Here is a 26,308-nt window from a genome sequence, read left to right as displayed (position 1 = left end):
TTAAATCTCATTTTGAAATACTATTTTTGAGCGATGTATGTTATTAAAGTAAAAGGCATTGCCAAGATTCCGGATTATGTACAATTGAGGGATGATAAATTTACCTTACTGGCATATTTCAGGGTAGACCGGCCAGACAAATCCCTGGAGAAACTGGGTCTGACTGATCGATTGCCTTACATTATGAATTTTGTAAATGATTTGCCTTTTGGACAAATTGCTAAATTAGATATCTGAACATGACAGGAAGCACAGTTATAAATTTAAAGAATGTAGATGTATTTCAGCAAAAGCATCTCGTTTTGTCGAACGTTAATTTAAATATTGACAAGGGGGAGTTTGTTTTTTTAATCGGGCAAACTGGTTCCGGAAAAAGCAGCCTGCTTAAGATCATTTACGGCGATCTTCACATTGGCAATGGTGATGGACAGATTGCAGGTTTTGATTTAAAGAAACTAGGCAACAAAGAAGTTCCCTTTTTACGGAGAAAACTGGGCATTGTGTTCCAGGACTTTCAATTGCTGACCGACAGGACTGTAGAAAAGAACCTGGAATTTGTGCTTAAAGCAACGGGATGGACGGACAAAAACCTGATCATTGAGCGGATTAAAGATGTACTGGAAAAAGTTGGCCTGCGCTCAAAGATCAAAAAAATGCCCCATGAACTTTCCGGCGGGGAGCAGCAGCGGGTGGTGATTGCCCGGGCCTTGCTCAACAACCCGGAGATCATCCTGGCCGATGAACCTACAGGAAACCTTGACCCCGATACTTCAGAAGAAATTGTCATGCTGCTGAAACAGATCAGTCAGAGCGGAACTGCGGTTTTAATGGCCACACATGATTACCACATCATCCGGACCTTTCCTTCCCGTATCATCAAATGCGAAAGTGGCATTGTTCATGAAGATGCGCAGATCGTTTAAGTCCGTTTGCTGACAAAATTTTTCTTAATCAGCCATTCTGTGCTTCTTTTCTTTTTAAAACTGACAGCATGACTGATAATTTCTCATTGGCAAAGCTTTTGAGTTTATAACCAAAATTCTACTATACAATGTTTAGCAAGAAGAAAAAACACGATAATCAAGATACAACTATGCAAAATCAAGACCCTGCAGCTGCTAACGCTGAAGATCTATTGATAAACAACACAGAGGAGGCGCAAAACGAAGGCACTGAAACAGCAGCCGACGCTACTGACGAAAATACAGCTGAAATTTCTGCAGAAGAAAAACTGCAACAGGAAAATGCAGCCTTAAACGACAAATACCTGCGCTTATTTGCAGAATTTGACAATTATAAACGCCGTACACAAAAAGAACGCATAGAATTGCTGCAAACAGCCGGTAAAGATGTCATCGTTTCCCTTTTGCCTGTACTGGACGATTTTGACCGTGCCGATAAAGCAATGGAAACTGCTGTAGATATCAATTCTATCAGAGAAGGGCTCAAACTGGTACACAGCAAGTTGAAAAGTATTCTGAGTCAGAAAGGACTGAAAGATATAGAAAGCATCAATGCCGTTTTTGATACAGACTATCACGAAGCAATTACTAAAATACCTGCGCCAGACGAGGACATGAAGGGAAAAGTAATGGATGAATTAGAAAAAGGATATACCTTAAACGACAAAGTGATCCGCTTTGCCAAAGTAGTAGTAGGTAGTTAATATTTTTATGAGCAAGAGAGATTATTATGATGTGCTTGGCGTATCCAGAAACACATCTGCTGACGAGATTAAAAAGGCTTACCGTAAACTGGCCATTAAGTATCACCCGGATAAAAACCCGAATGATAAGGCTGCTGAAGATAAATTCAAAGAAGCCGCTGAGGCTTATGAAATACTGAGTAACCCTGAAAAGAAACAACGTTACGACCATTATGGTCATGCAGGTGTAGGTGGTGCATCAGGTGGTGGCTATGGTGGTGGCGGAATGAACATGGAAGACATATTCAGCCAGTTTGGAGATATTTTTGGTGGCGGTGGCGGCAGCCCCTTCGAAAGTTTCTTCGGTGGCCAGCAATCGCGTGGCGGCCGTCGTGTAGCTAAAGGCAGTAACCTGCGCATCAAAGTAAAACTTACGCTTGAAGAAATTGCCAATGGCACCGAGAAAAAAATAAAAGTTAACAAGCAGATCGTTTGTAAAACCTGCGACGGTACGGGCGCTAAAGACCGTTCATCGGTAAGCACCTGTAAAACCTGTGGCGGAAGTGGTGCGGTACGCAGGGTTACCAATACCATCCTGGGGCAAATGCAAACCACTTCTACATGCCCTACCTGTAACGGCAGCGGATCGCAGATCACAGCAAAATGTGGTTCCTGCCATGGTGAAGGTGTGGTAAGAGGGGAAGAAACCATTACCATCAATATCCCTGCAGGTGTAAGCGACGGCATGCAACTGAGCATGAGCGGAAAAGGAAATGCAGCCCCTAATGGTGGTATTCCGGGCGATCTGATCATATTGATTGAGGAGATCCCTCATGAAACCCTGAAACGCGAAGGCAATAATGTGGTCTATGATCTGCATGTATCTATCATAGATGCTGCATTGGGCTATAGTGCCGAGGTACCTACCATTGATGGCAAGGCAAAGATTAAAATTGAACCAGGTACCCAAAGTGGAAAACTGCTGCGCTTAAAAGGAAAAGGTATTCCTGAGATCAACTCCTACCACCGTGGGGACGAGATCATTCACGTGAATATCTGGACACCCAAGGCTTTAAGTGCTGAAGAAAGGGCCATGTTGGAACGATTGAGAGAATCTCCAAACTTTAAGCCCCAGCCGGGCAAAAACGATAAAAGCTTCTTTGAAAAAATGAAAGAATATTTTGAATAATAAATAACACTTATGAAAGGCCGCTACACAGCGGCTTTTTTTATGGGCCAAACTTTAAGCGCAGATCCTTGTTTATCCCCATAAAGAGTCATCTGATGGATCATAGTTTAAGAATCGGCTGTTCAGGTTTCTATTATAAGGAATGGAAGGAAATCTTTTATCCCCCAGGCCTGCCACAAAGGCGATGGTTTGAATTCTATTGTCAGCATTTCAACACCATAGAGATCAATTCATCATTTTACAGACAGCCTACTTTAAAAAGTTTCGCTGCCTGGTACGACACCAGTGGCGCTGATTTTCTTTTCAGCATTAAAGCACCCCGTACCATCACCCATTACAGCAGATTTAAAAATGCACGTGAGCTTATTAACGATTTTTACCAGGTAGCCAGTGAAGGCCTGAAAGAAAAGCTAGGCTGTATATTGTTCCAGATGCCCCCCAGCTTTATGTATACTGAATCCAACTTACAGGGCATTTTAGAAGGTCTGCAGCCTAGCTTTAACAATGTTGCAGAATTCAGGCACATCAGCTGGTGGCGGGCGGATGTAATGGAAGCCCTGCAGAGAAATAACATCACTTTTAGCGGAGTAAGCCACCCTGCTGCGCTTCCCGACGAAATTACCGACAATAACTCCATTATTTATTACCGTTTTCATGGTAAACCCATTTTATTTAAGTCTTTGTATAGTCTTGCAGAGATCAAATCTTTTGCAGCAGCATTATTAAAAATAAATAAGCCTTCTTTTGTATATTTTAACAATACCTGGGGTACATCTGCATTAATAAATGCCGGCCAGCTTAAAAATTACCTGAATAACATCCGGAACACGTAACAAATTCTGGTTTTGACCATCTAAAACGAAAAAAACTCCATGACTGCAGCTGTTATCGACCTTGGCACCAATACCTTCCATCTGATCATCGCTAAAATAAAGCCCAATGGAATCCAGATCATTTACAAGACCAATATCCCCGTAAAACTGGGCGAGGGCAGGATTAACGAAAACATCATCATTCCCGAAGCTTATGAACGCGGACTTTTAGCGCTGGAAAGTTTTTATCAGGAAATAGAAAAACATGATGTGGATGTGGTAAAAGCCATAGCCACTTCTGCCATCCGCAGTGCAGTCAATGGGGCCAATTTTGTAAAGGCGGCTAAATCTTATGCGGGTATTGATATTGAAGTGATTACAGGAGATGAAGAAGCAGCCTACATCTTTAACGGTGTAAAAGCAAGCGGTGCAATTAACGAAAATGCCCTGATCATGGACATCGGCGGGGGAAGTACCGAGTTTATTATCGGAAATCCTGATGAGTTGCTCTGGAAAAAAAGCTATGACATTGGTGCTGCACGTTTAATGCAGGCCCATTTCCATTCAGATCCTATCAATGAAATGGACAAGTCGGCTATAATCGCCCATTTAGACAAGGAGCTTAGCGGCTTAAAGAAAGCCTGCAGTATTTACCAGCCTAAGCAGCTGATCGGATCGGCAGGAGCATTTGAAACCTTTGCGGGAATGATCGACCAGCAGCTGAACTTAAATGAGACCAGTTATGCCCCCATGAATATCCCGGCCTATCAGCACCTGGCTAAGGTCCTGATCGCTTCAAGGCACCAGGAAAGAGCAAATATGCCAGGTTTGATCAAATTAAGGGTAGACATGATCGTCATTGCTGCAATCTTAACGGATTATGTACTGGAGGCCAGCGGCATCCAGCGACTCTCGCTGTCTACTTACGATTTAAAAATGGGTGTATTGCACAGCCTTAGCCCATCAGAAATCAGCTAAGGCCTTATATAGCTTTTCTGTGGGCAGTCCCATTACATTGGTATAAGAACCGATCAGTTTTTCTACGGCGACCAGACCTATCCAATCCTGTATCCCATAAGCCCCGGCTTTGTCCAAAGGCTGATAGTGCTCAATGTAATAGCTGATCTGTGCAGGTGTAAGTACATTAAAAAACACCTCGGTCTTGTCGCAAAAAGATAGGATCTTACCGGCATAACTTAAGCTTACGCCGGTATATACCTGGTGGCTGCCTCCTGAAAGTTTAGTCAGCATAGCTGCTGCATGTGCCTCATCTTCGGGCTTCCCCAGTATTTCGCTGTTCAGGGCCACAATGGTATCAGCAGTGATCACAAGGCTGTCCAGACTGTCTGCGGCAAAGGCAGCGGCTTTCTTTTCGGCGATATAAACGGCAATTTCTGCAGGCAAAAGTTGATCCGGGTAACTTTCGTCAACATCTTTTAGCATCACTTTAAAATTAAGGTTCATCGCGTTCATCAGGTCCTGCCTGCGCGGGGATTTCGAAGCAAGGATAAGTGGGTGTTTTTGCTGATACATATTTAGACAGTACTTTAATCTGCTGCTAAAATAACAAAAGCGACACAAGGCCGCTTTTATTATTTAGGTATTTTTTTAAATTATTGGGCGCCACCAGCAGCAGGGCCTTTACCGCCCATTCTTTTCTTCATGTTTTCAGCACGCTCTGCTTTCCATTCTGCAAAAGCTTTTTTCTGATCATCGTTTAACAATGCATTGATTTTTACATCATTTTCATCATTTGCTGTTTTCATCTTGGCCATCATGCCCTCTCTGTCACCTTTGCTTTCTTCACGCACCTTTTTCATCGCAATTGCCTGCTCTAAAAAGATGGCTGTAACTTTTGTTTTCTGATCCTCAGTTAAACTTAATTTCTTGGTCAGCTGTTCTGCACTTCGCTGTGCTCTTTCTTCCGGTGATGGCATTTTACGGTCGCCGCCACCTTGCTGGGCTTGTGCAAACGTTACTACACTAAATAACAGTCCGCAAATCATCAATAATTTTTTCATGTTTATATTTTTATGGTTATGAGTTATGGTAAACTCTGTGATTAGAGATCATTACCATACAATAGGTTTAACCTTGAGATGTAACATAATTGTTGCAAATCAAAATTAATTTATTTGCCGGAATCGGCAGCGGACGGATTTTCGTCAAACCACCTGGATTGTACCCTAAGTACTTTTTCTATGATATCCCGTACAGCGGTTTTACCGCCCGTATAAGGAGAAATATATTGGGATATGGCCTTAATTTCCGGAACAGCGTCCGAAGGGCAGGTTGCCAAACCTACCAGCTGCATAATTTTAAGATCAGGGATGTCATCTCCCATATACAGGATTTCAGGAGCCTTGATGCTGTGCCTGGCCAGCAGGTTATGGTACACTGCAACCTTATCTGTAACCCCTAAAAAAATATCAGGTATGCCCAGGCCCTCAAAGCGTTTTTGCATGGCAGCACCGGTACCTCCTGAGATGATACAAACCCGGTATCCTCGTTTAACGGCCAGCTGAAGCGCATAACCATCTTTGATGTTAAAGGTCCGTAAAAACTCGCCCGAATCAGACGCGATGATGTCACCATTGGTCAACACGCCATCAACATCAAAGATAAAAGTGGTAATCAGCTTTAACTGTTCCAAAAACATCGCTATTTCTGATTATCTCTCCACTCGTAAACCCAGGCAGACTGGATCTGCTCCAGGTGTCCTTCGTTACTTTCTTCACGCGTACCTTTAAAGTTAGGCAGCGACAGTACCCAGTCTAACAATTCGGTAAACCTGATGCGGTATATTTTGGCTTCGTTAAAATCATCACCAAACTTCTCATATAACTCCTGAGCAATATCCTCATGGTCGTTCCAGTAAATTGGCAGGGCAAATTTATCTTGCATGTTATCTCTTATTTAATCTTTTACTATTAATGGCCTAAAAATTCAGACTGATCAGGAATGGTCACTTCAATATCACCGCTGATCACCACACACTGGCAGCCCAGACGGGAACTGATCCTCGGACGGACAGCACGGTCGATAAAATCTTCCTCTTTGTCCGAAATTTCCTGAATATCGTCCATTCCCTTAGTTACATATACATGACAGGTGCTGCAACCACATACACCACCACAATTGTGCTGCAGTTCTATGCCATGATCCAGGCAAACATCTAAAACGGATTCCCCTCCGGCAATCGGCAATTCAACTGTTTCTTTTCCCTGCTCTTCAAAATTTATCTTTAATTTAAAAATACTCATAATCTGCTTCAAAAATAAGCACCAAAAACCGTAATTATAAGATTATCGTGTTTTTTTAATGCTATTGCTTAAAATTCTATAGATTTCCTGCAAATGGGGCGATTTTTGCAGCAAGCCTTCGTGTTTTAGTATCGTTTGTTTATCGTTCCTTATGGCCGGCCCCGTCTGTACATCTTCCGGTAAGGCGTTTTGTGCCTTTACTGCAGTTTCCATGATCAGCGGTCTCAGTATCTCAAAATCCAGCCCTTGCTTTTCTACAATCTGCTGGCTCAGCCTGTACATGTGGTTTACAAAATTACAGGCAAAAACACCTGCCAAATGTAATACCTTGCGTTTCCCGGTGTTTACCTCATAAATCAAGGGGCTGAGTTTCATCGCTGCCAGCTGTAACAGGCTCATATTTTCTTCTGTATTGGCTTCCAGACATAAGGGTACGTGGATAAAATCTATAGGTTCTGCCTTAGAAAAAGTCTGTAATGGATAAAACACCCCATAGTTTTTAATTCCAGAAAGCACCTCCATCTCAGTAGCCCCTGAAGTATGTACCACCAGACCGTTCACCTCCTTTAAAAACCTGGCGATTTTTGCAATCGCATCATCCTTTACGGCAATCAGGTACAAATCAGCGTTCAGGTCTATATCTTTCAGATCCGAAATGGCCTGGGCACCCGTTTCAAAGGCCAGGGTCGCTGCATTTGCAGGATCCTTACTCCATACCTGGATCACATCAGCTTCGTTTTCTTTAAAGGCATTAGCCATATGTGTGGCTACATTACCAGAACCTATACAAACAATCTTCATCAGAATAGCTATTTAATGGTTTAGGATTTTCAGAACAATCTACACTGTTCCAACTTCTTTTTGTCTTCTAAATATAGAAATTAAGAATCCAATAACCATTACAATTGTTCCTACCCAGTACAGATTGATGTAAGGGAATTCGATAGATTTAAATACCACCCAGTCTTTAGCCTGCTGTGGTTTTTCATAAACCTGCAGCTCCACTTTCTTTTGCTCTGGCAAAACTTTGGTAAACCGCAGTCTTAAGCCCAGCTCGTCTATGTTACGTGCAAAATCGAAAGTATTGTTTCCTTTGATCAGGAAAATAGGTTCTGTTTTGTAAATTTTACCATTCAAATCGATCTCCAGGGGTAAACCAACGGCTAAATCACCAGGGGCAAGCACCAGGCTTTTTGCCTTAGGCTGATTGTTTAAAGCCCCGACGGTAATGATACCACTGCTGGTGTGCAGGGTATCCCCGGCAGCAACATTTACAATTCTCGGCGCCTTATAATTTTCTTCCTCCCTATGCCCTTCGTGATCTTCATGGCTTTCCTTTTTATCAGGGGCACTGGTGATGTGGGTATAAATGTCAAATGTGAAGTAATGCTTGGTATCGGGAGAAGCAATTAAACCCATTTTTTCGTTCACCTGAACGTGTGGGTTCAAATCAAAATCTTCCTTAATCTTTCCGGTTTTTTCATCAATTACTTTAAAATTGAGCTGATAAAAAGTATTTGGTGCCACTGTGGTATCGCTGGTATAAGTAACGGTGTACCGGCCCATCTTTTTAGGTTCATTTTTATACAAAACGATGTTTTCGCCTGGCTTTTCTACCTTTTCAAAATCCTTAACAGGGATAAAATTACTTGCGTTCAGTGACATCGGTTTATTGGTAGCCGCAGCAACAAGTGCGCCCAGCAGCAATAAGGCAAAACCAATATGAGCTACGGCAGCCCCAACGAGCTTACGTTTACCGCCAATAGCCTGGCCCAGTATCCTGGAATTGGATAATACGGCAAATATGCAGCTGAAGGTAAGCAGGATGTACATCAGGTTGTGGTACACATTGGTGATGTATACAAAAGCAGCCGTAATGACAATAGAAAATACCAGGGAAGCAATTAAGCTGCTGTAGAACTTTCTGGTATCTGTTCTTTTGTATTTCATGAACTGTGAGAAACCGGATATCATGGTGACCAGGATGGCAAAAGGAGCCTGCCATTGGTTATAGTACTTAATGGCATCAATCGGCGGGGCAAACTTAGTTCCAAAGGCCTGGTTAAATACGGGCACAGAAGTAGAGAAGATCACCTGGATACACGCGACAGTAATGACCAGGGCCCCAATAAACATCCAGAATTCCCTCGAATAAGTCTCCTCGTCCTTATTGGTAATCGGAAGTTCTTTCCAGCGCAATATCAGCAGTGCAACCGGAATACTAAGGAACACCACATTATATAAGATCAGGTGCCAGAACATTCCCAGGTCGGTAAAGGAGTGCACGGAAGTTTCACCCAAAACCCCGCTCCTGGTTAAGAAAGAAGCATAAAGTACCAGTACAAAACTGATAACGATGAGCACAATAGCGGTAAAAAAAGCATGTCCTGTATTCTTAAAGGCAATCATCACATGCACACCGGCGATCAGTGTAAGCCATGGAATAATAGAGGCATTCTCTACCGGGTCCCATGCCCAGAAACCACCAAAGTTCAAGGCTTCATAAGCCCAGAAAGAGCCCATAATGATCCCCGTTCCTAATATCATGACGGCAAACAATGCCCATGGCATGGCAGGTTTCACCCATTCCTTATAGCGTTTTTCCCAAAGGCCTGCAATGGCGTAGGCAAAAGGAACCACCATACTCGCAAAGCCCAGAAATAAGGTTGGCGGATGGATCACCATCCAGTAATTTTGCAGCAGCGGGTTTAAGCCCCTGCCATCAGTAATAAATTTAAGGTAGTTTTTATAGTTCTCCGGATCGGCAAAGATAGGCGCCATTTCCTTTAAGTTCAGGGCATCCCTTAACAGGATAAAAGGAGAACTGCCGATACGCTCACCAAAAATTTCCACACCCAACAACATGGATGTTAAAAACACCTGTGAGAAAGCGACTACGGTCATTACCCCATTTTCCCAGGATTTTGCTTTCCAGATCAGTACCGCACCCAGCAGCGATTGCCAGAATGCCCAAAGCCAGAAACTACCCTCCTGTCCTTCCCAGAAAGCAGATACAATATAATAAACAGGAAGTTCTTTGGAAGAATGGGAATAAACGTAATAATATTCGTTATAATGATTTAATATCAGAAAAAACAAAGTGACCCCAATACCCACTATACTGCCCCAGTTGAGCAAGAAAGCTATGCGGCCTATTTTTGTCCAGGATCGGTCCCCGATATCTTTGTTTCGGGTTGCAAAGAAATACGATATGGTGGAGAGCAGCGAAGCGGCAAATGCCAGCACAATGAAAAACTGACCGATCTTACCGGGAAGGAGGTTCTCTCCAATAAATTGTATATCCATTAAAATTATTTGTATTTTTCTACTGTACCGTCCTGCTTAACCTCAACCAGGTCATTATTATACTTAGATGGGCATTTCATCAATATTTTGGAGGCATAAAAAGTATTTTCGTTCATTTTACCGATCAATACTAATTTTTCTGAACGTTCAAAGTCCTGCGGCTTGGTTCCGGCATAGACCACTTTATTGACCTTACCATTCTGGTCTTTCATAAAAAATTCAAAGCGGTTGGCATCTTTAAGTGCATCGTAATGCATTCCTTTTTCCTTTTCCCAGTATCCCATTACATGGAATTCCCTCGGATCTTTTGATGCTTCTGTAAAGGTAGAATAGGTATTGGTATCTGCGCTGAGGCTAACTAAGAAACCTACACATAACGCAATAGTTATTAAACCAATAATTGCACTTTTTCTCATCGCTTTTTATATTTTTCTTTCAGTGGTGATGAGGCTATCAAATCATGATGGTCTCATCGCTTTTATATTTTCTTAAATGGTGATGAGGCTGTCAAATCATGACGGTCTCATGGCTTCAATAATTTTTTAAAAGAACACCACAAAGATAAAAAATATAAGTACCTAAAACCCTTTGTGCACATCCAAAACGGTTTGATGACAGTTTATTGATAGTTCTCTGACAAAAAGCAGATTTATTTTCGATTTAAATATTCTTTTTTAATCAGGAGTGGTAATTCCTTCCTTAATTTCATCACTTTGGGCTTTGAAACCTTCCGGATATAGGTATCCCAGGAGTTGTTTTTATAATAATCCTGGTGCTCCATCTCTGCCCCCGAAATGCTTTGATAAGGCAAGACTTCTGTAGCAACCGGGTTACTATACCTGCCCGAAGCCGCTATTGATTTCATCTGCTTTGTGATGCTGCGGTATTCTTCCGGAGAGCGGAAAAAAGCAATGGAACGATAATTAGAACCAATATCTGGTCCCTGACGGTCTACCTGTGTCGGATCATGGGCATGAAAAAACGCGGACGTAAGCTGCTCAAAACTGATCACTTCCGGATCATAATACACCTGTACAGCTTCAGCATGTTCGGCATAACCACTGATTGCCTGACGTACACCTTTCAGCTCTATCATACATTCCTGCATAGACCAAAAGCATCCCCCGGCATAAGTAGCTACCCTTTCTCCAGGCCGGGCTTCGGGGATTACTGCCAAACCATTTTTATATTGCAGTTTTTGTCCTTCACTACAAGCCATAAGCAGCAGGACAAACCAAAATAGCATCAATTTTCTTCTCATGCACAGTTGATATCACAACAATATACGAAAAGCAGGAGCCAACGATGTCCATTCGTCCTGAACATCACAAAAACCTGACAAAAAAAAGCCCGGAAATAAATCCCGGGCAGTTTTATACATGTTTTATAATGCTATGGCCAAACGCCCAGGTTCATATAAGATACTGCGATCTTATCAATTGAGCCTACAAAAGCGGCAGTCCTCAGGGTTTTAATGCCTGTCTTGCTCAATAAGGTTTCCCTGATCTCGTGGTAAGAATGGATCATCGTATCTTCCAGTCCAGAATTTACGAGCTCCAGTTCAGATGCCCCTTTAACAATCATTAAACGATGTTCAGCCGGGATGCTTTTACCGGTCAGGCTTTCCAGGGTATTGATCAGGTTCCGGTTTGAATTTTCAGCATAGCGGTTTTCCATACGGCCAAAAGCTACGTGTGAAAGGTTTTTCAACCATTCAAAATAAGAAACGGTAACCCCGCCGGCATTGCAGTACATATCAGGAATGATAATGCCACCCATTTCTGTAAAGATTTCTTCTGCATCCGGCGTACATGGTCCGTTGGCACCTTCAGCGATGATCTTCGCTTTGATATTTCTGATGTTCTCTACAGTAATCTGGTTTTCCAGGGCAGCCGGGACCAAAATATCACAGGCCTGTTCTAAACCTTCCATAGAATTTTTAAACTCTACCGCAGCAGGAAAGCCTAAAATAGAGCCGGTTAATTTACGGTGTGCAAATACCTCATCAATATTTAAACCATTTTCGTTGTAAATGGCTCCTTCAAACTCGCAAAGGCCTACTATGGTAGCACCAAACTCGGCCAGGAACTTGGCCGAATGGTAGCCCACATTACCCAAACCCTGTACAATTACTCTTTTATCCCCTAAACCGGCTTTAAGGCCAATTTTGGCCATATCTTCTGCTATACTAACACATTCACGTACCGCATAGGCAACGCCACGGCCGGTAGCCTCTTTACGTCCGCGGATGCCGTGTAAAGCAATTGGTTTACCGGTAACGCAGCCCAAAGCATCCAGCTGACCCGGATTCATGGTCATATACGTATCGGCAATCCAGCTCATCTCCCGTTCACCAGATCCGTAATCAGGGGCAGGGACATCAATACCAGGGCCAATAAAATTCTTTTTAATCAATTCTGTGGTATAACGACGGGTAATGTTCTCCAGCTCACCTATCGTATAGTTTTTAGGGTTGATGCATATCCCCCCTTTTGCACCGCCAAACGGAACGTTCACAATCGCACATTTGTAAGTCATCAAAGCAGCCAGCGCCATCACCTCGTCCTCATTTACCATGTCGCTGTAACGGATCCCCCCTTTTGTCGGGTTCATGTGCTGGGAGTGCTCTACCCGCCAGGCATCAATAACCTCGAATCCATTGCCCCTGCGGATAGGGAACTGGAAACGGTACACACTGTTACAAGCTTTAATCTGACTGAGTAAACCTTCCGGATGCGCGGTAAATTGCGCAGCACTGTCAAAATTCTTGCAGACATCTGCAAAGAAATTTGTCTCATTTGCTGTATTAGCCATTATTTGTTTTTTATGAATTTGAAATAAGTTCTAAGTTATACTGCAAAATTGCACTAAAAAAAACGATTAATACAAATGGCTAATGACTTAGTGTATCCGGCACACTACATCATTTTATCAGCAAAAACAGGGATTAAATGATTTAAAATTAGTTTTTGACAGCAGATTTCCGCTCTAATTTTTTTAATCTTTTTTCTATGGAGAATAGAAATAAAAGCAGGCCGATCAAAATTAACAACACACAAGCGACCACCACATAGATTTTGCCCGAAGCATATACACTTTCAGAAAGCGAAGAACTGCCATTTTGTGCAAACAATTGAAGTGTAAGCATCAACATTAAAAAAGTAGTAAAAATCTTCTTCATATTATAGTGTATTGTTTTTTTCTAATGAACGTACCCTGTACAAAATGGTATAGATCCAGTAACCGATCAATATCCAGCCCAGGCAGGCAGGATAAAAAACAGCACGCATCCGGCTGTCCAGGTCATAAGCATTAAAACCAGGATTACCACCGTTTCCGGGATGCAGGGAATCTGCTAAACGTGGCAGCACAAAAAGCAGCACGACCATGATCGGGAAGGCAAATATGTTATAAATGGCCGAAATCTTTGCTCTTTTCTGTTCCTCATCAATCGCATTGCGCAATACCAGGTAAGCAAAGTAAAGCAGTAAGGCAATTGCCGCAAAGTTTTGTTTTACATCAAAACTCCAGGCTTGTCCCCAGGTAAATCTGGCCCATATTGCGCCGGTTACGATACCCAGAACACCATATACCACGCCAACATTGATGCTTTCCACGGCTTTAAGGTCATGGTCATACTTGTTATTGCCCAGAAATTTAATGCTATGAAAAACAGACACACTAAACATAACGATCATTCCAAACCACATGGGCACGTGAAAATAAAGGTTCCTGATGCTTTCGTGCAGAATGGGCAGTTCAGGCACACTGGATAAAAATCCAGCTACAGTTGAGTAAATCACCAACAAAGCGCCTAAAATTTTCCACCAGTTCTTGTACATCGTGTATGTTTAAATTCCGACAAAGGTAATAACTGACAGCTATATTTTCATCATAAACATGTAAATGGACAAAAGCAGGTTCCCACAATTAATCCCGCCACAAATAAGGGAACAGTAACAAGCTCACAGCAGCCACCAGGACATTGATGCACAGCAGTATCCCAACTTCATCCCAGCTTACACTCCTGTCCAGGCCGTCAATTGCATTTTTGGTCAGTCTGATCAGCACTATCAGTACGGGAATAATCACTGGAAAACTAAGGATAGCCATCAGCATTCCCCCATTTCCGGCTTTGGAGGCTATAGCCGATACCATGGTAAAAATAGTGGAGAAGCTTAAACTACCTAAAATGGCGGCCAGAAAATACATCGGCAGATCTTCCGGCACATAGGTAAACACCAGCATATAAAAACATAGTGCAATTACCGTAAGCAGCAGCATGAGCAAAACGTTATAGATCGTTTTGGAAATGATAAGGGCGATAGGGCTTGCAATGGTATAGATATACAACTGTCTGCCCCTGCTTTCCTGCAAAAAACTTTTCGACACTGCATTGATAGAGGCAAAGAGCATGATGATCCAGAAGAGTGCATTCCAGGTGATTTTATCTATACTTACAAAAGAAAGAAAGCAGACAAATACCGTAGATACGACATACAACAGCACTCCGTTCAATGCGTATTTAGAACGCCATTCCAACAGCAGTTCTTTTTTTATCAAATGTTTTACCTGGCTTAGTAAATTCATGCAAGTGCAAAGATAATTTAAATCAAAACAAAAAAGCAGGAATTGTTATTCCTGCTCCCGTTTTTTGGTAATCCTCTTTGCTATTTCAGGTCTGTGGTATGTCCAACCATAGCTGGTGTTAAAATCCTGGCTTTAACCAGTGCTTTTGAAGGTTGGTCGGCCCCTACCTGCAACGGTTTTCTGGCCTCCTGCCCATCCATATCTGTAGTAACCGCCGGATAACTGCCTGTAGCATTTAATACAGGACTGTCCGCAGTAAGGTGATAAGTGCCTGATGCATTGCGCTGAAGTTTAGGGTTGATATTTTTATAAGCCCCTTCTGGGATGTCTCCAGCCCCTTTAACCTCATAAATTACGTTGCCCTCCCATTTGGGATGGACAAAAGGCCCCCTGATTAAAGCAGCATCCTCACCACCCTGTATCAGGTTATTCGCAATGGTGATGTCTATTGCACCCAGGCCTATCGGGGTTCTGGGATTTAAGGTAATGTTACTCTTGTTGTTCACCAGGGTATTGAATGCGATGATAACCCTGTCCGGACGATCGTGTGAGGTTAGTGGCGCACCATCAGCCACCTCTGCCCCTCCATTGCCAATATTAATTGCCGAATTGCAGTTTTCAAAATAATTGCTGTAAATAATGTGGTCGTCGCCAAAGATCCGGATGCCGGGTGTATTGATAAAATAGTTGCCATATACCTTATTGAAGTTGCCATGGCGCAGGGTAAGCTGGGCCTTACAATCGCGTATGGTATTGTAGCGCACAGTTACAGCCGATGATTTAACCGATAAAAGCTCGTTCTCTCCTTCACAGTTTTCGAATAGGTTGTATTCAAAAATGCTGTTGCTGGACGAAAGGCTAAACCCGCTCAAGCCAAATTGTACGGCCTCAGCACCATTGCCACTCTGTTTTGAAAAATTATGAAAGTAATTCTGGTGTATCCATAAACGTTCGGCAATCTGCTTGCCTGTACCCCTTACCCCGATAAACTTGCCTAAAGCTTTCTTATTCTGGAAGGTATTGTGGTCAATCTGATGGTCACTACCAAACACAGTCAGGTAGTTTCCTTCGCCTGTAGTTTCAAAAAGATTCCTGGTCCACTGGCAAAAACTGGAACCTTCGCTGCTTTCGGCTTTGCCGGACAAATGGGTAAACTTAAAACCACGGATGATGATGTAAGTAGCAGGTGCCAGGATTTTTATCCCCCCGGTACCGGTAATTTCCGCCCCGCCAATGGTCTCAGCCGCAATCACAATGGGTTTTGCAGCCCTGCCGTTTTTTTTAATTATAATGTCATCCGTACTGATATACCGCCCGTTTTTGAGAATAATTACATCCCCGGCGACCGCCTTATCTATTGCAGCCTGCAATTCCGGGAGGGAAGAGACCTTAATGGTACCTGCGAAACCTGTTGTAACAGCAATTGTGAGCAGACATAAGAAAAAAGTAAAGGTTCGATTCATCATTTAAAAATAAGCTAATAATATTTGATGAAGTTAGTGGTTCTTTATTTAATTATTGTCAGCTAAATATTCCTATTATTGTATGATAATGGCAGATCAACAATCCAAACTATCAGGGTCAACATGAATGCATATCTCGACATTATTCTAAGAAGCCTGGCGGTATATGCGTTTATGCTGATCGCCATCCGTTTAACGGGAAAGAAAGAACTTTCGCAATTAAACACGACCGATGTGGTATTAATTTTGCTGATCAGCAATGCCGTTCAAAATGCCATGGTGGGCAGCAATACCAGCTTATTGGGCGGGCTTGTAGCCGCAGCGGTGTTATTTACGCTGAACTATATCCTTAAAAAAGTCATGTTCAAAAGCACCTGGTTCCGGAACCTGCTCAGCGAAAAACCTGAGATACTGATACACAACGGAAACCTGGACTTTGCCATGCTCAGCAAATTGGGTATCACGAACGAAGAATTGCGTGAGGCCATCCGCGAACACGGAATAGAAAAATATAAAGATGTTAAGCTTGCCATTATGGAGGCAGATGGAAATATCAGCATTATAAGCGGGGACGACAAGCTTAAACAAAGCCAGTACAAACGCAAAAGGAAACACAAATCGCTGGGCGACCTGAACTGATAAAGATCCGTTAAGCCTTTTAGGCAATCATATTTCCCTCCTGGACAATTACCGCTTTTGGCTTTCTAACCGTAATCAGGATAAATGCCCCGGCAAGGATCACAAACCAGCCCCACTTGTATTTAACCAGGCCGGCAGCAAAGTTCACCGCCTTCTTAAAGTGTAAAAAGCCGAAGGAATCATGCGCTTTAAAATACACCCCTGCAAGGGTAATGCCCACCAACACCAAACCCGCCCAGCCTGCAAATTTAACCAGGCCGGCCTTAGCTGTAAATGCACCAATCAAAGCCACAAGCACCATTACATAAAAAGTTATGGCCAGCGTCTGGTCGAGGTCAAAATAATTCCAGTTGCCTAAAATTGGCACACGCACCAAAGGGCACATTCCGCCAACAGCCATAATTGCAGCACCTATAATTCCCTGGGTCCTCATGATCTAACCTTTGGTATTGATCCCCATTTTATCAGCGAAGTGCGCACAATAGTCACGCAGATCTTCTACAATCAGGTTTTCGCCTGTAGCCTTTAAAAAGCTGTCACCCATGGTCTGTAAAGTTTCATAGAAAAACCTTTTCATCTCATCAACAGGCATGTCTTTAGTCCACAGATCTATACGCATAGAGTTTTTATAGTTGTGGTCCCAAAGGGCCAGCATCATCGATTTAACAGGTACCTGCTCCTGGGTCTCGGCATCTGTAGATTCCCAAAGGATATTGTCAGGCACGTTGTTGTCGTCTAACTGAACGGTAATTTTAATCTCTGCTTGTTTCATTTGTTTATGTATTGCTTTCTTTTATAAAATGGAGCTTTTGATACTAGTCCATACTTACTTTTATAATAAATATTAAAAGGATAATAAAAACGATTAATACCCCTTCAATGATCCATAGCTTTTTAAGGCCGGGAATAAATTTCCTGAAAACCTGATCGGAGATAAAAGCAATAATGGCTATTAAAAAAGAGAATCCCGCCAAAATACCGGACACATCCACATGCTGTGGTGGTTTTCTATACCATAAATACAGCAGGGCAGTGACCAGGGCAAGTGCCGAAACAATATTTAACGGGGTTAACTTTACTTTCAATTCCTCTAACTTTTAAAAATTACTTTTTAAACTTCTTCTTTTTCCAGGCTGGCTGTTTATTGGTCTTATTCCTGGCAGCAGCTGCAATAGCGGCTGCATGTTTTTTTTCGTGAAAGGCACCTTTAAAATCCGGGTCATCTTTACGCTTCTGATCATCGATCGCACGTGCGATGGCCTGTTTTTCGTCATAAGGCGTTTCTTCTACAAAAACTTCAGCGGGCAAAGGTACAACAGGAATTTGTTGTCTGATCAGTTTTTCTATTTTCTGAATGTAATATTTCTCTGCCGGACTGCAAAAAGTAAGGGCATCCCCCTTGGCATAGGCACGCCCTGTACGCCCGATTCTGTGCACATAATCTTCAATAATGATCGGCACATCAAAATTGATCACATGGCTGACTTCCGAAACATCGATGCCCCTGGAGGCCACATCTGTTGCCACCAATACCCTGATATTGCCCTCTTTAAAATTATTGATCGAATTGATGCGGGTATTCTGTCCTTTGTTGGCATGGATTACCCGTACCGCATCTTCGCCGAAACGACGCGTAATAAAACTAAAGATATTGTCTGCAACGGTCTTGGTTTTACAAAAAATGATCAGCCGCTTAAACTCCTCATCATTTTTCATCAGGTGCTGCAGCAGGTTGATCTTGGTCTTAAAATTGGGCACTTCGTAAAGTGTCTGTGTCACCGTTGCAGCCGGCGTAGCTTGCTCGGCTACCTCTATAATGGTCGGATTTTTCAGGAAATCCCCTGCTATTTTCTGTACCAGGTTACTCATCGTAGCGGAGAAAAGCAGGTTTTGTCTTTTCCGCGGTACAATCTCTAAAATCCGGTGTATGGAACCGATAAAACCCATATCCATCATTTTATCGGCCTCATCCAACACCAGGAATTTTAAATATTGGGTGTTGATGTGCCCCGCCAGGTAAATATCCAGGAACCTTCCGGGTGTAGCGATGATGAGGTCTACCCCGGCATTTATTTGTTCTATCTGTGTTTTGGGTCCTATACCGCCAAATACCACTACGGAACGTAAATCTGTGTAAGTAGAAAACATTTTGACATGTTCGGCAATCTGCATGGCCAGTTCCCTTGTTGGGGCCAGGATGAGCGCACGTGCTGAATCGCCTTGCGCATACTTTAACTGCATTAAAATCGGCAACACATAAGCTGCTGTTTTACCGGTACCGGTTTGGGCAATACCAAAAATATCCTGTCCGGACAATACAGGTGCAATTGCTTTTTCCTGTATGGGCGTAGCCTCGGTAAACCCGGCATCAGCTACAGCATTTAAGATCTGTCGGTTAAGGTTGAATTCCTCGAATTTCTTGGCCATTTTGCAAAAATAGGCAAAATTTATTTAGTGCGGCCTGCCCCGGCTTTGATTACTTTTACGCTAAATGGAATATTTGGATAAGTTTTTTCTAATTTTGAGCGCATGAATACCATTCTGATAAAAGGGGCCTCTGTAGTAAACGAAGGCCGGATTATGATAGCCGATGTATTAATTAAGGACGGGTTTATTGAAAAAATAGCTCCGGATATTGCTTTTACTGCCGATCAGGAGATCAACGCCGAAGGCCTGCATCTTTTTCCGGGGATGATTGACGACCAGGTGCATTTCCGCGAACCAGGCCTTACCCATAAAGCCGATATTTTTTCGGAAAGCATGGCGGCTGTTGCCGGCGGCATTACCTCCTTTATGGAAATGCCAAATACGGTACCCAATACCTTAACACAGGAGCTGTTAGCCGATAAATATGCCATTGCCTCAGAAATGTCGCTGGCCAATTACTCCTTTTTCATGGGTGCTTCCAACGATAACCTGGACGAAGTATTGAAAACAGATCCTAAAAATGTTTGCGGCATTAAGGTCTTTATGGGTTCATCTACGGGTAATATGCTCGTAGACAATGAAAAGGTATTGGAGAATATCTTTAAACATGCGCCCATGCTGGTGGCTACGCATTGCGAAGATGAACAGACCATACGGCATAACCTTGCTGCTTATAAAGAAAAATACGGAGACAACATTACCATAGAGATGCACCCGCTGATCCGCAGTGCGGAGGCTTGTTACACCTCCTCCTCCCTGGCGGTGGAACTGGCAAAAAGATACCAGACCCGACTGCACATCCTGCACATTTCTACCGCGCGTGAGGTAGCCCTTTTTGACAACATCACCCCACTTAAGGACAAAAAAATAACTGCAGAAGCCTGCGTTCACCACCTCTGGTTTGACGACCACGATTATGCGGTGAAAGGAAACTGGATTAAATGGAACCCGGCCGTAAAAACGCCCGCAGATAAAGCAGGGATCTTACAGGGGGTGCTGGATGGCCATATCGACATCATTGCCACCGACCATGCCCCGCATACCATAGCTGAAAAAGAACAGCCCTATTTACAGGCCCCCTCGGGCGGCCCTCTGGTGCAGCATGCCCTGCCGGCCCTATTCGAAATGTACCACCAGGGCAAAATATCATTGGTACAGATTGCCGAAAAAACGGCGCACAATGTGGCGGTATGTTTCAACATCGACAAAAGGGGCTTTATCAGGGAAGGATACTGGGCCGACCTGGTGCTGGTAAACCTGAACGATCCTTTTACCGTAACGAAAATCAACGTGCTGTACAAATGCGGCTGGTCACCTTTTGAAGGTCAAACTTTCCAGGCCGAAATCACCCATACTTTTGTATCCGGTAACCTGGCCTATCAGCAAGGAAAGTTTACCACACAGGAGACAGGAAAACGCCTGGTATTTAACCGCTGATGAACCCTATACATAAACCCCTGCTCAGGCGGCTTTTGCTATTGCTCGGCTCATCGGCATTGGTTTATGTTTTCGGATTTTTTCCCCGGCTGGCAGAGGCTGTGTATTCCGAAGGCTTTTATCGCCTCAGTTCAGTGGTACAGCGTTTCATCAGCAGTTTAGTTCCCTTTGCCCTGGGCGATTTCCTATACCTGCTGCTGATCCTTTATGTAATCCTGGCCTTGTACCGCTTTTATAAAAAGATTGCACAAAAACGTTTAAAACAGAACGACAGGTTCCATATTCCCATACAGGTATTGAATTTCCTCCTCCTGCTTTACCTGCTTTTTAAAATTTTATGGGGGTTAAATTACTCCCGCATCCCTATTGCCCGGCAATTGGGCATCAGCAATGAAAAATACGACACCAAAGAACTGGCATTACTTGGCAGGTATTTTATTGCGCAGTTAAACCAGCTCCAACACCTCAAAAGAGGCACTTATACTACAGCCCAGCTGGAAACTGAAGCCAAACTGGCCTACGATAAAATGCGCAGGAAAAACCCTTTTTTCCATTACCCTTCTCCGGCAGTTAAGCCGGTATTGAACAGTTGGGTAGTTACCAAAATAGGCATAGAAGGTTACTACAACCCGCTTTCGGGCGAAGCGAATATCAACATGCGCCTACCGGAAACTTCCCTGCCTTTTGTAACCTGTCACGAAATCGCCCATCAGTTGGGTGTAGCCAGGGAAGATGAAGCCAATCTGGTCGGTTACCTGGTGGCCATCAACAGTGAAAACCCCGACTTCAGGTATTCCGCAGCGTACAATATGCTCAAAAGCATCCTCTTTGAGATCAGGATCAAATCACCGGAAGATTATGAACAGCTTTATAAAACCCTGAATCCGGTAACGCTGAAAGACATTCAGAACGACAGGGATTTCTGGCAAAAATACAACAGTGACATGTACCTGTACTTTGGCCTGGCCTTCGACCGGTTCTTAAAGCTCAACAACCAGCCAAAAGGAACCGACAGTTACCAGGATATCGTACTGTGGCTCTATAACCTGCACAAAACAGCCCTGCATAAAATGCAGCAGCCCTAAAACATTGCAACAATCCAACAAAAAAGCCCCGAAACAATTGCTAAATTTGCCGGACTATGGCAAAGATATCCATTAACCTGGCAACAGGTTCATTGCAAAAAGAAGAAATCATTGTGGGCATTGACCTCGGGACCACCAATAGCCTGGTTGCCTTTATCAATCCGGATAAAAATCCTGTGGTGATCAATGACACTGGTAAGGGATTACTGGTTCCTTCAGTGGTACATTTTAACCAGCAGGGCGATGCGCTTGTTGGCAATGAGGCCAAAGCATTTCTGATCAGTGACCCCGAAAACACCATATTCTCCGTAAAACGCCTGTTGGGCCGTTCTTATAAAGATGTAGCCAGCCATCAGGATACTTTTTCCTATAAGATTATCGATGATGAGAACGATTCCCTGGTGAAGATCAAAGCAGCAGATAAATTTTACACACCCATTGAATTATCCGCTGAAATATTAAAAGAATTGAAGGCCCGGGCAGAACATGCCCTGAAAACCCCGGTAAACAGGGCAGTAATTACTGTGCCTGCCTATTTTAACGACAGTCAGCGCCAGGCTACCCGCGATGCCGGCCGCTTGGCAGGACTGGATGTTTTAAGGATCGTAAACGAGCCAACTGCAGCCAGTCTGGCCTATGGGCTGGGGCTTGACCCCACACAGCAAAAAACAATTGCCGTATACGATTTAGGCGGCGGAACTTTTGACGTCTCTATCCTCTCCATACAAAATGGCATCTTTGAAGTACTGTCCACCAATGGCAATACCTTTTTAGGCGGTGACGATTTTGACCGGGCCATAGTACACTACTGGATAGAAAAAAACAAACTTGATGCCACTGAGCTGAGCGCCAATGCCGGGTTGATGCAAAGCTTAAGGTTACAGGCAGAAGCGGCTAAAAAAGCTTTAACCACACAAAACCTGTATAATGAAAAGTTGGGTGAAATCTGGTGCAGCATTGACAAACAAACCTTTGAGCAGCTGATTGCCACTAAAGTTACAGAAACCATCACCTCCTGTAAACAGGCATTGAGCGATGCCAAATTAACCGTGGATGAAATTGATGAAGTGGTATTGGTTGGCGGTTCTACCCGTACCCCTTATGTTAAACAACAGGTAGCCGGCTTTTTTAACCGGCAGCCGCATGACCAGATCAACCCGGATGAAGTAGTTGCCCTTGGGGCAGCCATACAAGCCGACATACTTGCAGGTAACCGCTCTGACATTCTCCTGCTGGATGTAACCCCGCTCTCCCTGGGTATAGAAACCATGGGCGGTTTAATGGACGTGATCATTCCAAGAAATGCAAAAGTGCCCACCAAGGCAGGCAGGCAATACACCACATCCCTTGACGGGCAGGTGAACATGAAGATCTCTGTTTTCCAGGGCGAACGCGATCTGGTACAGGAAAACCGGAAACTGGCCGAATTTGACCTGAAAGGCATACCGGCCATGCCGGCTGGCTTACCTAAAGTAGACATCAATTTCCTGCTCAACGCCGATGGTATCCTGACTGTACAGGCCGTAGAACTACGTTCAGGGGTAAAACAGGAAATAGACATCAAGCCAAGTTACGGACTGACAGACGATACTGTAGAGAAAATGCTGACAGACAGCATTGCCCATGCTGAAAGTGATGTGGCCAAACGCATGCTGATCGAAGCCCGCAGCGAAGGAGAGCAATTGGTATATACTGCCGAGCGTTTTATTGAAAAACACGCTGCTTACCTGACAGAAGTAGAAATCAAGGATACCAAAACCCATATCGAAGCCTTAAAAGCAGCTTTGAACACTGGCCAAAAAGATGAGATCCTTAAAAAGGCAGATGAACTGAATGAATTTACACGCCCTTTTGCAGAACGGGTGATGGATATAGCCGTTTCTTCGGCAATGAAGGGAAAAAGTATCGAATAAATAACCAGCGAATACCACATTGTACATAGGTTTACAATAATGAAACATCCATTTCTTATTGCAGGCCTGTTTGCAGTTGTGACGCTGTGCAGCTCCTGGGGCTTTTACGCACATATGCGCATCAACCGGCTGGCGGTTTTTACACTTCCGGCGGATATCAATCCTTTTTACAAAGCCCACATCAAATACCTGAGCGATCATGCCGTAGACCCCGATAAGCGGAGGTATGCAGATACAGCCGAAGCCGCCCGACATTACCTGGACGTGGAATTGTATGCAAACCATATCGACAGCATCCCCCGCAAATGGGAGGACGCAGTTAAACGCTATGGCCTGGCTAAACTGGGCCAGGATGGCATTTTACCCTGGCAGATCCAGAAAAGCTATTACCAGCTGGTCAATGCCTTTAAGGACAGGGATTCACTCAGAATACTTATTTATTCTGCCTATTTAGGCCATTACCTTGCTGATGCACATGTGCCCCTGCATACCACGCAAAACCACAATGGTCAGCTGAGCAATCAGCTGGGTATACATGCTTTCTGGGAAAGCCGTTTGCCGGAACTCTTTGAAAAAAAATACAATTATGTAGTGGGGCAGGCAGTTTACATCGAAAATCCCCTAAAAGAAGCCTGGAAAATCATTACGCACAGCCATCAGCTGGTAGATACGGTACTGCTTGCAGAAGCAAAGCTGAATGCACGTTTTCCCGGGCATCTTAAATACGGCTTTTCAGAAAGAAATAACCAGGTCAGCAGGCAATACTCGCTGGCTTATTCCAAAGCATTTCACGAGATGCTGAACCATATGGTAGAGCAGCAAATGCGTTCGGCCATTCTGAGTACAGGCTCTTACTGGTATTCGGCATGGATTGATGCAGGACAGCCGGTATTGAAAAACCTGGTTAACAGCAAAACCCGAAATCCAGCCCGGCAAACCATCGAAAAGGCTTACCGGAAAGGTAGAATTATAGGCCGGGAAAATTAACGGATGTTTTCTTCCTCTGTTAGACTTTCTTCAACAAGCGGTAAAGCTTTTTTCTTGAACCTGGATTTAACTGCCGCAAATACGGCCGGGAAAAAGGTAACTACGGCAATCAGTACAATGACAATGTCAAAATTCTTTTTAACCACAGGGATCTGTCCTAATAAATAGCCAGCCAGCAGCAAGCTTGCGATCCAGGCTACCCCACCTATTACATTAAACAAGGTGAACCTGCCAAAAGGCATTTTAGCAATTCCGGCCACAAAAGGTGCTATAGTTCTGAAAATTGGCAGAAAACGGCTGAATATAATGGCTTTACCACCATGCTTTTCAAAAAACTCATGCGATTGGTTGTAATACTCGAGTTTAAGGATCTTATTGTTTTCCTTGAATACCTTGACCCCAAAAAAACCGCCCAGTTTATAATTTAAAGAGTTGCCCAGTATGGCAGCAACAATCAGCAATAACATCATTACCCAGACGCTCAATCCGGTATTTCCTCCCGCAATGAGCGCACCCATAGCAAACAGCAGGGAATCGCCCGGTAAAAATGGAGTAACCACGAAGCCTGTTTCGGCAAAAATAATGAGAAAAAGAATGGCATAAGTCCAGTTCTGGTAATCTCTGATGATCTCTTCCAGGTGCTTATCAATGTGCAGCAGGAAGTCTACTAAAAAGGTGAAAAATTCCAAGTCTCGTAAATTAAGCCCAAAAATAAAAATATCATGGCAATAACCATGATATTTTTAAGAATAGAATTGTCATAATTGCTTATAACAGGTTTATAAAAATTAGTTTTGCAGGATAACGTGGCCTCTCAGTTCAGTGGCAGAGCTTCCATCGATCCAGATGGTATAATTCTTACCGGCCTGAAGTGTACCATCAACAACAGGGGCAGTGATCACACCAGCAGCTGATAAGGTAAATTTAGTTCCTGCATCAACCTGAATATAATTCGAAGCAGTTTCATAACCAACAGATGGGATCAGATTGCTACCACCAGTAAGGGCCACCGCAATATTGGCCTTTAAAAAACTGTTGATGTTGATAAACCTGACTTTGGCTTTCCCTGAAGCAGTGGTCATATCATCTCCTAATACAGCTAAAACTTTGGTTCCATCGCCATTAATGTAATAAATGGCGGTCAGGTTAGACCCGATCTGTACATTTCCCTGTGCACTGGCATTTGCCGTAGTAGCACCAGCATCAGCAGATGCAAACGTACTTATCCCTGAAGTGAAAACAAGGTAATCTGAATTGCTGCCGTAAGCTACAGCGCTTGTTGTTAACTTAGCATTATTTACATATAATTCCTGCGCCGCAGATCCCTCTACAGCATTCACATGTTTCACCCTTGCTTCTCCTACCGGTTCAGGTACAGGGTCATTTTTTTTACAGGAAGCCAATAAAATCGTTAAACTCGCGCCAGCTATCACAAAGGCTACCCAGGCCTTCGATGATAATAAAAATTTTCTCTTCATATCTATATTTTTAAAAAATCGGTCAAAAACAAAATGGCTCGGTCAAAAACCAAGCCATTTATGTTTGTTTTGTT

At 43.4% G+C, this 26,308-nt stretch carries 31 protein-coding genes; 11 read left to right on the top strand and 20 right to left on the bottom strand.

The window, feature by feature from the left end; translation table 11 throughout:
• Positions 1-33: 33 nt before the first annotated feature.
• The 6 genes from R2Q85_RS18710 to R2Q85_RS18685 all read left to right on the top strand — a co-directional run bounded on the left by R2Q85_RS18710 (position 34) and on the right by R2Q85_RS18685 (position 4,624).
• On the top strand, positions 34-237 hold the full coding sequence (locus R2Q85_RS18710) for a fructose-6-phosphate aldolase (protein ID WP_316813314.1): 204 nt from the start codon (positions 34-36) through the stop codon (positions 235-237).
• 2 nt (positions 238-239) lie between these two features.
• Positions 240-923 carry a cell division ATP-binding protein FtsE gene (locus R2Q85_RS18705; protein WP_316813313.1) on the top strand — a complete coding sequence of 228 codons (684 nt, stop codon included), beginning with the start codon at positions 240-242 and terminating at the stop codon, positions 921-923.
• A gap of 170 nt (positions 924-1,093) precedes the next feature.
• Positions 1,094-1,666, top strand: a complete 573-nt coding sequence (locus tag R2Q85_RS18700; protein WP_410478900.1) for a nucleotide exchange factor GrpE — start codon at positions 1,094-1,096, stop codon at positions 1,664-1,666.
• 7 nt (positions 1,667-1,673) lie between these two features.
• Positions 1,674-2,834: a molecular chaperone DnaJ gene (gene dnaJ / locus R2Q85_RS18695; RefSeq protein WP_316813311.1), complete on the top strand. Its 1,161-nt coding sequence runs from the start codon at positions 1,674-1,676 to the stop codon at positions 2,832-2,834.
• Positions 2,835-2,929: 95 nt separating this feature from the next.
• Positions 2,930-3,667: a DUF72 domain-containing protein gene (locus R2Q85_RS18690; protein ID WP_316813310.1), complete on the top strand. Its 738-nt coding sequence runs from the start codon at positions 2,930-2,932 to the stop codon at positions 3,665-3,667.
• 39 nt (positions 3,668-3,706) lie between these two features.
• Positions 3,707-4,624: an exopolyphosphatase gene (locus R2Q85_RS18685; protein WP_316813309.1), complete on the top strand. Its 918-nt coding sequence runs from the start codon at positions 3,707-3,709 to the stop codon at positions 4,622-4,624.
• Here the strand turns inward: R2Q85_RS18685 and R2Q85_RS18680 are convergent.
• The 14 genes from R2Q85_RS18680 to R2Q85_RS18615 form a co-directional block, all read right to left on the bottom strand.
• Positions 4,610-5,179, bottom strand: coding sequence for a Maf family nucleotide pyrophosphatase (locus tag R2Q85_RS18680; RefSeq protein ID WP_316813308.1), 570 nt, complete (start codon positions 5,177-5,179; stop codon positions 4,610-4,612). The two genes, R2Q85_RS18685 and R2Q85_RS18680, sit on opposite strands and share 15 nt — an antisense overlap.
• Before the next feature lie 80 nt (positions 5,180-5,259).
• Entirely contained in the window at positions 5,260-5,667 is a 408-nt protein-coding gene (locus tag R2Q85_RS18675) for a hypothetical protein (RefSeq protein ID WP_316813307.1), read from the bottom strand.
• 110 nt (positions 5,668-5,777) lie between these two features.
• A complete protein-coding gene (locus R2Q85_RS18670) occupies positions 5,778-6,305 on the bottom strand; it encodes an HAD-IIIA family hydrolase (RefSeq protein WP_316813306.1) in 528 nt (175 codons plus the stop codon).
• 2 nt (positions 6,306-6,307) lie between these two features.
• The gene (gene iscX / locus R2Q85_RS18665) at positions 6,308-6,550 is read right to left on the bottom strand and encodes a Fe-S cluster assembly protein IscX (protein WP_015809018.1); all 243 of its coding nucleotides are present in this window, start codon (positions 6,548-6,550) and stop codon (positions 6,308-6,310) included.
• Positions 6,551-6,576: 26 nt separating this feature from the next.
• The gene (locus R2Q85_RS18660; RefSeq protein WP_316813305.1) at positions 6,577-6,909 is read right to left on the bottom strand and encodes a 2Fe-2S iron-sulfur cluster-binding protein; all 333 of its coding nucleotides are present in this window, start codon (positions 6,907-6,909) and stop codon (positions 6,577-6,579) included.
• A 42-nt stretch (positions 6,910-6,951) separates the two neighbouring features.
• Positions 6,952-7,710, bottom strand: a complete 759-nt coding sequence (locus R2Q85_RS18655; protein ID WP_316813304.1) for a Rossmann-like and DUF2520 domain-containing protein — start codon at positions 7,708-7,710, stop codon at positions 6,952-6,954.
• Between the two features lie 39 nt (positions 7,711-7,749).
• Positions 7,750-10,215, bottom strand: coding sequence for a heme lyase CcmF/NrfE family subunit (locus R2Q85_RS18650; protein WP_316813303.1), 2,466 nt, complete (start codon positions 10,213-10,215; stop codon positions 7,750-7,752).
• A gap of 5 nt (positions 10,216-10,220) precedes the next feature.
• Positions 10,221-10,631: a cytochrome c maturation protein CcmE gene (locus tag R2Q85_RS18645; protein ID WP_316813302.1), complete on the bottom strand. Its 411-nt coding sequence runs from the start codon at positions 10,629-10,631 to the stop codon at positions 10,221-10,223.
• A 233-nt stretch (positions 10,632-10,864) separates the two neighbouring features.
• The gene (locus R2Q85_RS18640; RefSeq protein WP_316813301.1) at positions 10,865-11,476 is read right to left on the bottom strand and encodes a peptide-methionine (S)-S-oxide reductase; all 612 of its coding nucleotides are present in this window, start codon (positions 11,474-11,476) and stop codon (positions 10,865-10,867) included.
• 131 nt (positions 11,477-11,607) lie between these two features.
• Positions 11,608-13,029, bottom strand: coding sequence for a Glu/Leu/Phe/Val dehydrogenase (locus R2Q85_RS18635; protein WP_316813300.1), 1,422 nt, complete (start codon positions 13,027-13,029; stop codon positions 11,608-11,610).
• Positions 13,030-13,177: 148 nt separating this feature from the next.
• The gene (locus R2Q85_RS18630) at positions 13,178-13,396 is read right to left on the bottom strand and encodes a CcmD family protein (protein ID WP_316813299.1); all 219 of its coding nucleotides are present in this window, start codon (positions 13,394-13,396) and stop codon (positions 13,178-13,180) included.
• A gap of 1 nt (position 13,397) precedes the next feature.
• Positions 13,398-14,057: a cytochrome c biogenesis protein CcsA gene (gene ccsA, locus R2Q85_RS18625; RefSeq protein ID WP_316813298.1), complete on the bottom strand. Its 660-nt coding sequence runs from the start codon at positions 14,055-14,057 to the stop codon at positions 13,398-13,400.
• An 88-nt stretch (positions 14,058-14,145) separates the two neighbouring features.
• Positions 14,146-14,805, bottom strand: a complete 660-nt coding sequence (locus R2Q85_RS18620) for a heme exporter protein CcmB (protein WP_316813297.1) — start codon at positions 14,803-14,805, stop codon at positions 14,146-14,148.
• 80 nt (positions 14,806-14,885) lie between these two features.
• Positions 14,886-16,271, bottom strand: coding sequence for a polysaccharide lyase 6 family protein (locus R2Q85_RS18615; protein ID WP_316813296.1), 1,386 nt, complete (start codon positions 16,269-16,271; stop codon positions 14,886-14,888).
• 120 nt (positions 16,272-16,391) lie between these two features.
• Between R2Q85_RS18615 and R2Q85_RS18610 the strand changes: the two genes are divergently transcribed.
• Positions 16,392-16,907 carry a DUF421 domain-containing protein gene (locus tag R2Q85_RS18610; RefSeq protein ID WP_316813295.1) on the top strand — a complete coding sequence of 172 codons (516 nt, stop codon included), beginning with the start codon at positions 16,392-16,394 and terminating at the stop codon, positions 16,905-16,907.
• A gap of 19 nt (positions 16,908-16,926) precedes the next feature.
• Here R2Q85_RS18610 and R2Q85_RS18605 read toward each other — a convergent pair whose 3' ends face one another.
• Genes R2Q85_RS18605 through R2Q85_RS18590 form a run of 4 tightly spaced genes read right to left on the bottom strand, consistent with a single transcriptional unit; the run spans position 16,927 to position 19,334 of the window.
• A complete protein-coding gene (locus R2Q85_RS18605; RefSeq protein WP_316813294.1) occupies positions 16,927-17,340 on the bottom strand; it encodes a hypothetical protein in 414 nt (137 codons plus the stop codon).
• A 3-nt stretch (positions 17,341-17,343) separates the two neighbouring features.
• Positions 17,344-17,679, bottom strand: coding sequence for a gliding motility protein GldC (gldC, locus tag R2Q85_RS18600; protein WP_316813293.1), 336 nt, complete (start codon positions 17,677-17,679; stop codon positions 17,344-17,346).
• A 43-nt stretch (positions 17,680-17,722) separates the two neighbouring features.
• Positions 17,723-17,992: a hypothetical protein gene (locus tag R2Q85_RS18595; protein ID WP_316813292.1), complete on the bottom strand. Its 270-nt coding sequence runs from the start codon at positions 17,990-17,992 to the stop codon at positions 17,723-17,725.
• Positions 17,993-18,011: 19 nt separating this feature from the next.
• A complete protein-coding gene (locus R2Q85_RS18590) occupies positions 18,012-19,334 on the bottom strand; it encodes a DEAD/DEAH box helicase (RefSeq protein ID WP_316813291.1) in 1,323 nt (440 codons plus the stop codon).
• Between the two features lie 102 nt (positions 19,335-19,436).
• Here R2Q85_RS18590 and R2Q85_RS18585 point away from each other — a divergent pair, with 102 nt between their 5' ends.
• Genes R2Q85_RS18585 through R2Q85_RS18570 form a run of 4 tightly spaced genes read left to right on the top strand, consistent with a single transcriptional unit; the run spans position 19,437 to position 24,756 of the window.
• Positions 19,437-20,771, top strand: coding sequence for a dihydroorotase (locus R2Q85_RS18585; RefSeq protein WP_316813290.1), 1,335 nt, complete (start codon positions 19,437-19,439; stop codon positions 20,769-20,771).
• Positions 20,771-21,856, top strand: a complete 1,086-nt coding sequence (locus R2Q85_RS18580; RefSeq protein WP_316813289.1) for a DUF3810 domain-containing protein — start codon at positions 20,771-20,773, stop codon at positions 21,854-21,856. The genes R2Q85_RS18585 and R2Q85_RS18580 overlap by 1 nt, the downstream gene beginning before the upstream one ends.
• A 56-nt stretch (positions 21,857-21,912) precedes the next feature.
• Positions 21,913-23,769 (top strand): Fe-S protein assembly chaperone HscA, encoded by a 1,857-nt coding sequence (hscA, locus tag R2Q85_RS18575; protein ID WP_316813288.1) that lies wholly within the window; start codon positions 21,913-21,915, stop codon positions 23,767-23,769.
• Between the two features lie 39 nt (positions 23,770-23,808).
• A complete protein-coding gene (locus R2Q85_RS18570; protein ID WP_316813287.1) occupies positions 23,809-24,756 on the top strand; it encodes a zinc dependent phospholipase C family protein in 948 nt (315 codons plus the stop codon).
• Here the strand turns inward: R2Q85_RS18570 and R2Q85_RS18565 are convergent.
• Positions 24,753-25,445 carry a DedA family protein gene (locus R2Q85_RS18565; RefSeq protein WP_316813286.1) on the bottom strand — a complete coding sequence of 231 codons (693 nt, stop codon included), beginning with the start codon at positions 25,443-25,445 and terminating at the stop codon, positions 24,753-24,755. The two genes, R2Q85_RS18570 and R2Q85_RS18565, sit on opposite strands and share 4 nt — an antisense overlap.
• A 99-nt stretch (positions 25,446-25,544) precedes the next feature.
• A complete protein-coding gene (locus R2Q85_RS18560) occupies positions 25,545-26,234 on the bottom strand; it encodes a DUF4397 domain-containing protein (RefSeq protein ID WP_316813285.1) in 690 nt (229 codons plus the stop codon).
• Positions 26,235-26,308: the final 74 nt, after the last annotated feature.

It is taken from the genome of Pedobacter heparinus (assembly GCF_032678725.1).
Classification (GTDB): Bacteria; Bacteroidota; Bacteroidia; order Sphingobacteriales; family Sphingobacteriaceae; genus Pedobacter; species Pedobacter heparinus_A.
Note: the sequence above shows the minus strand (reverse complement) of the source record. Positions and strands in the feature narration are given on the sequence as shown.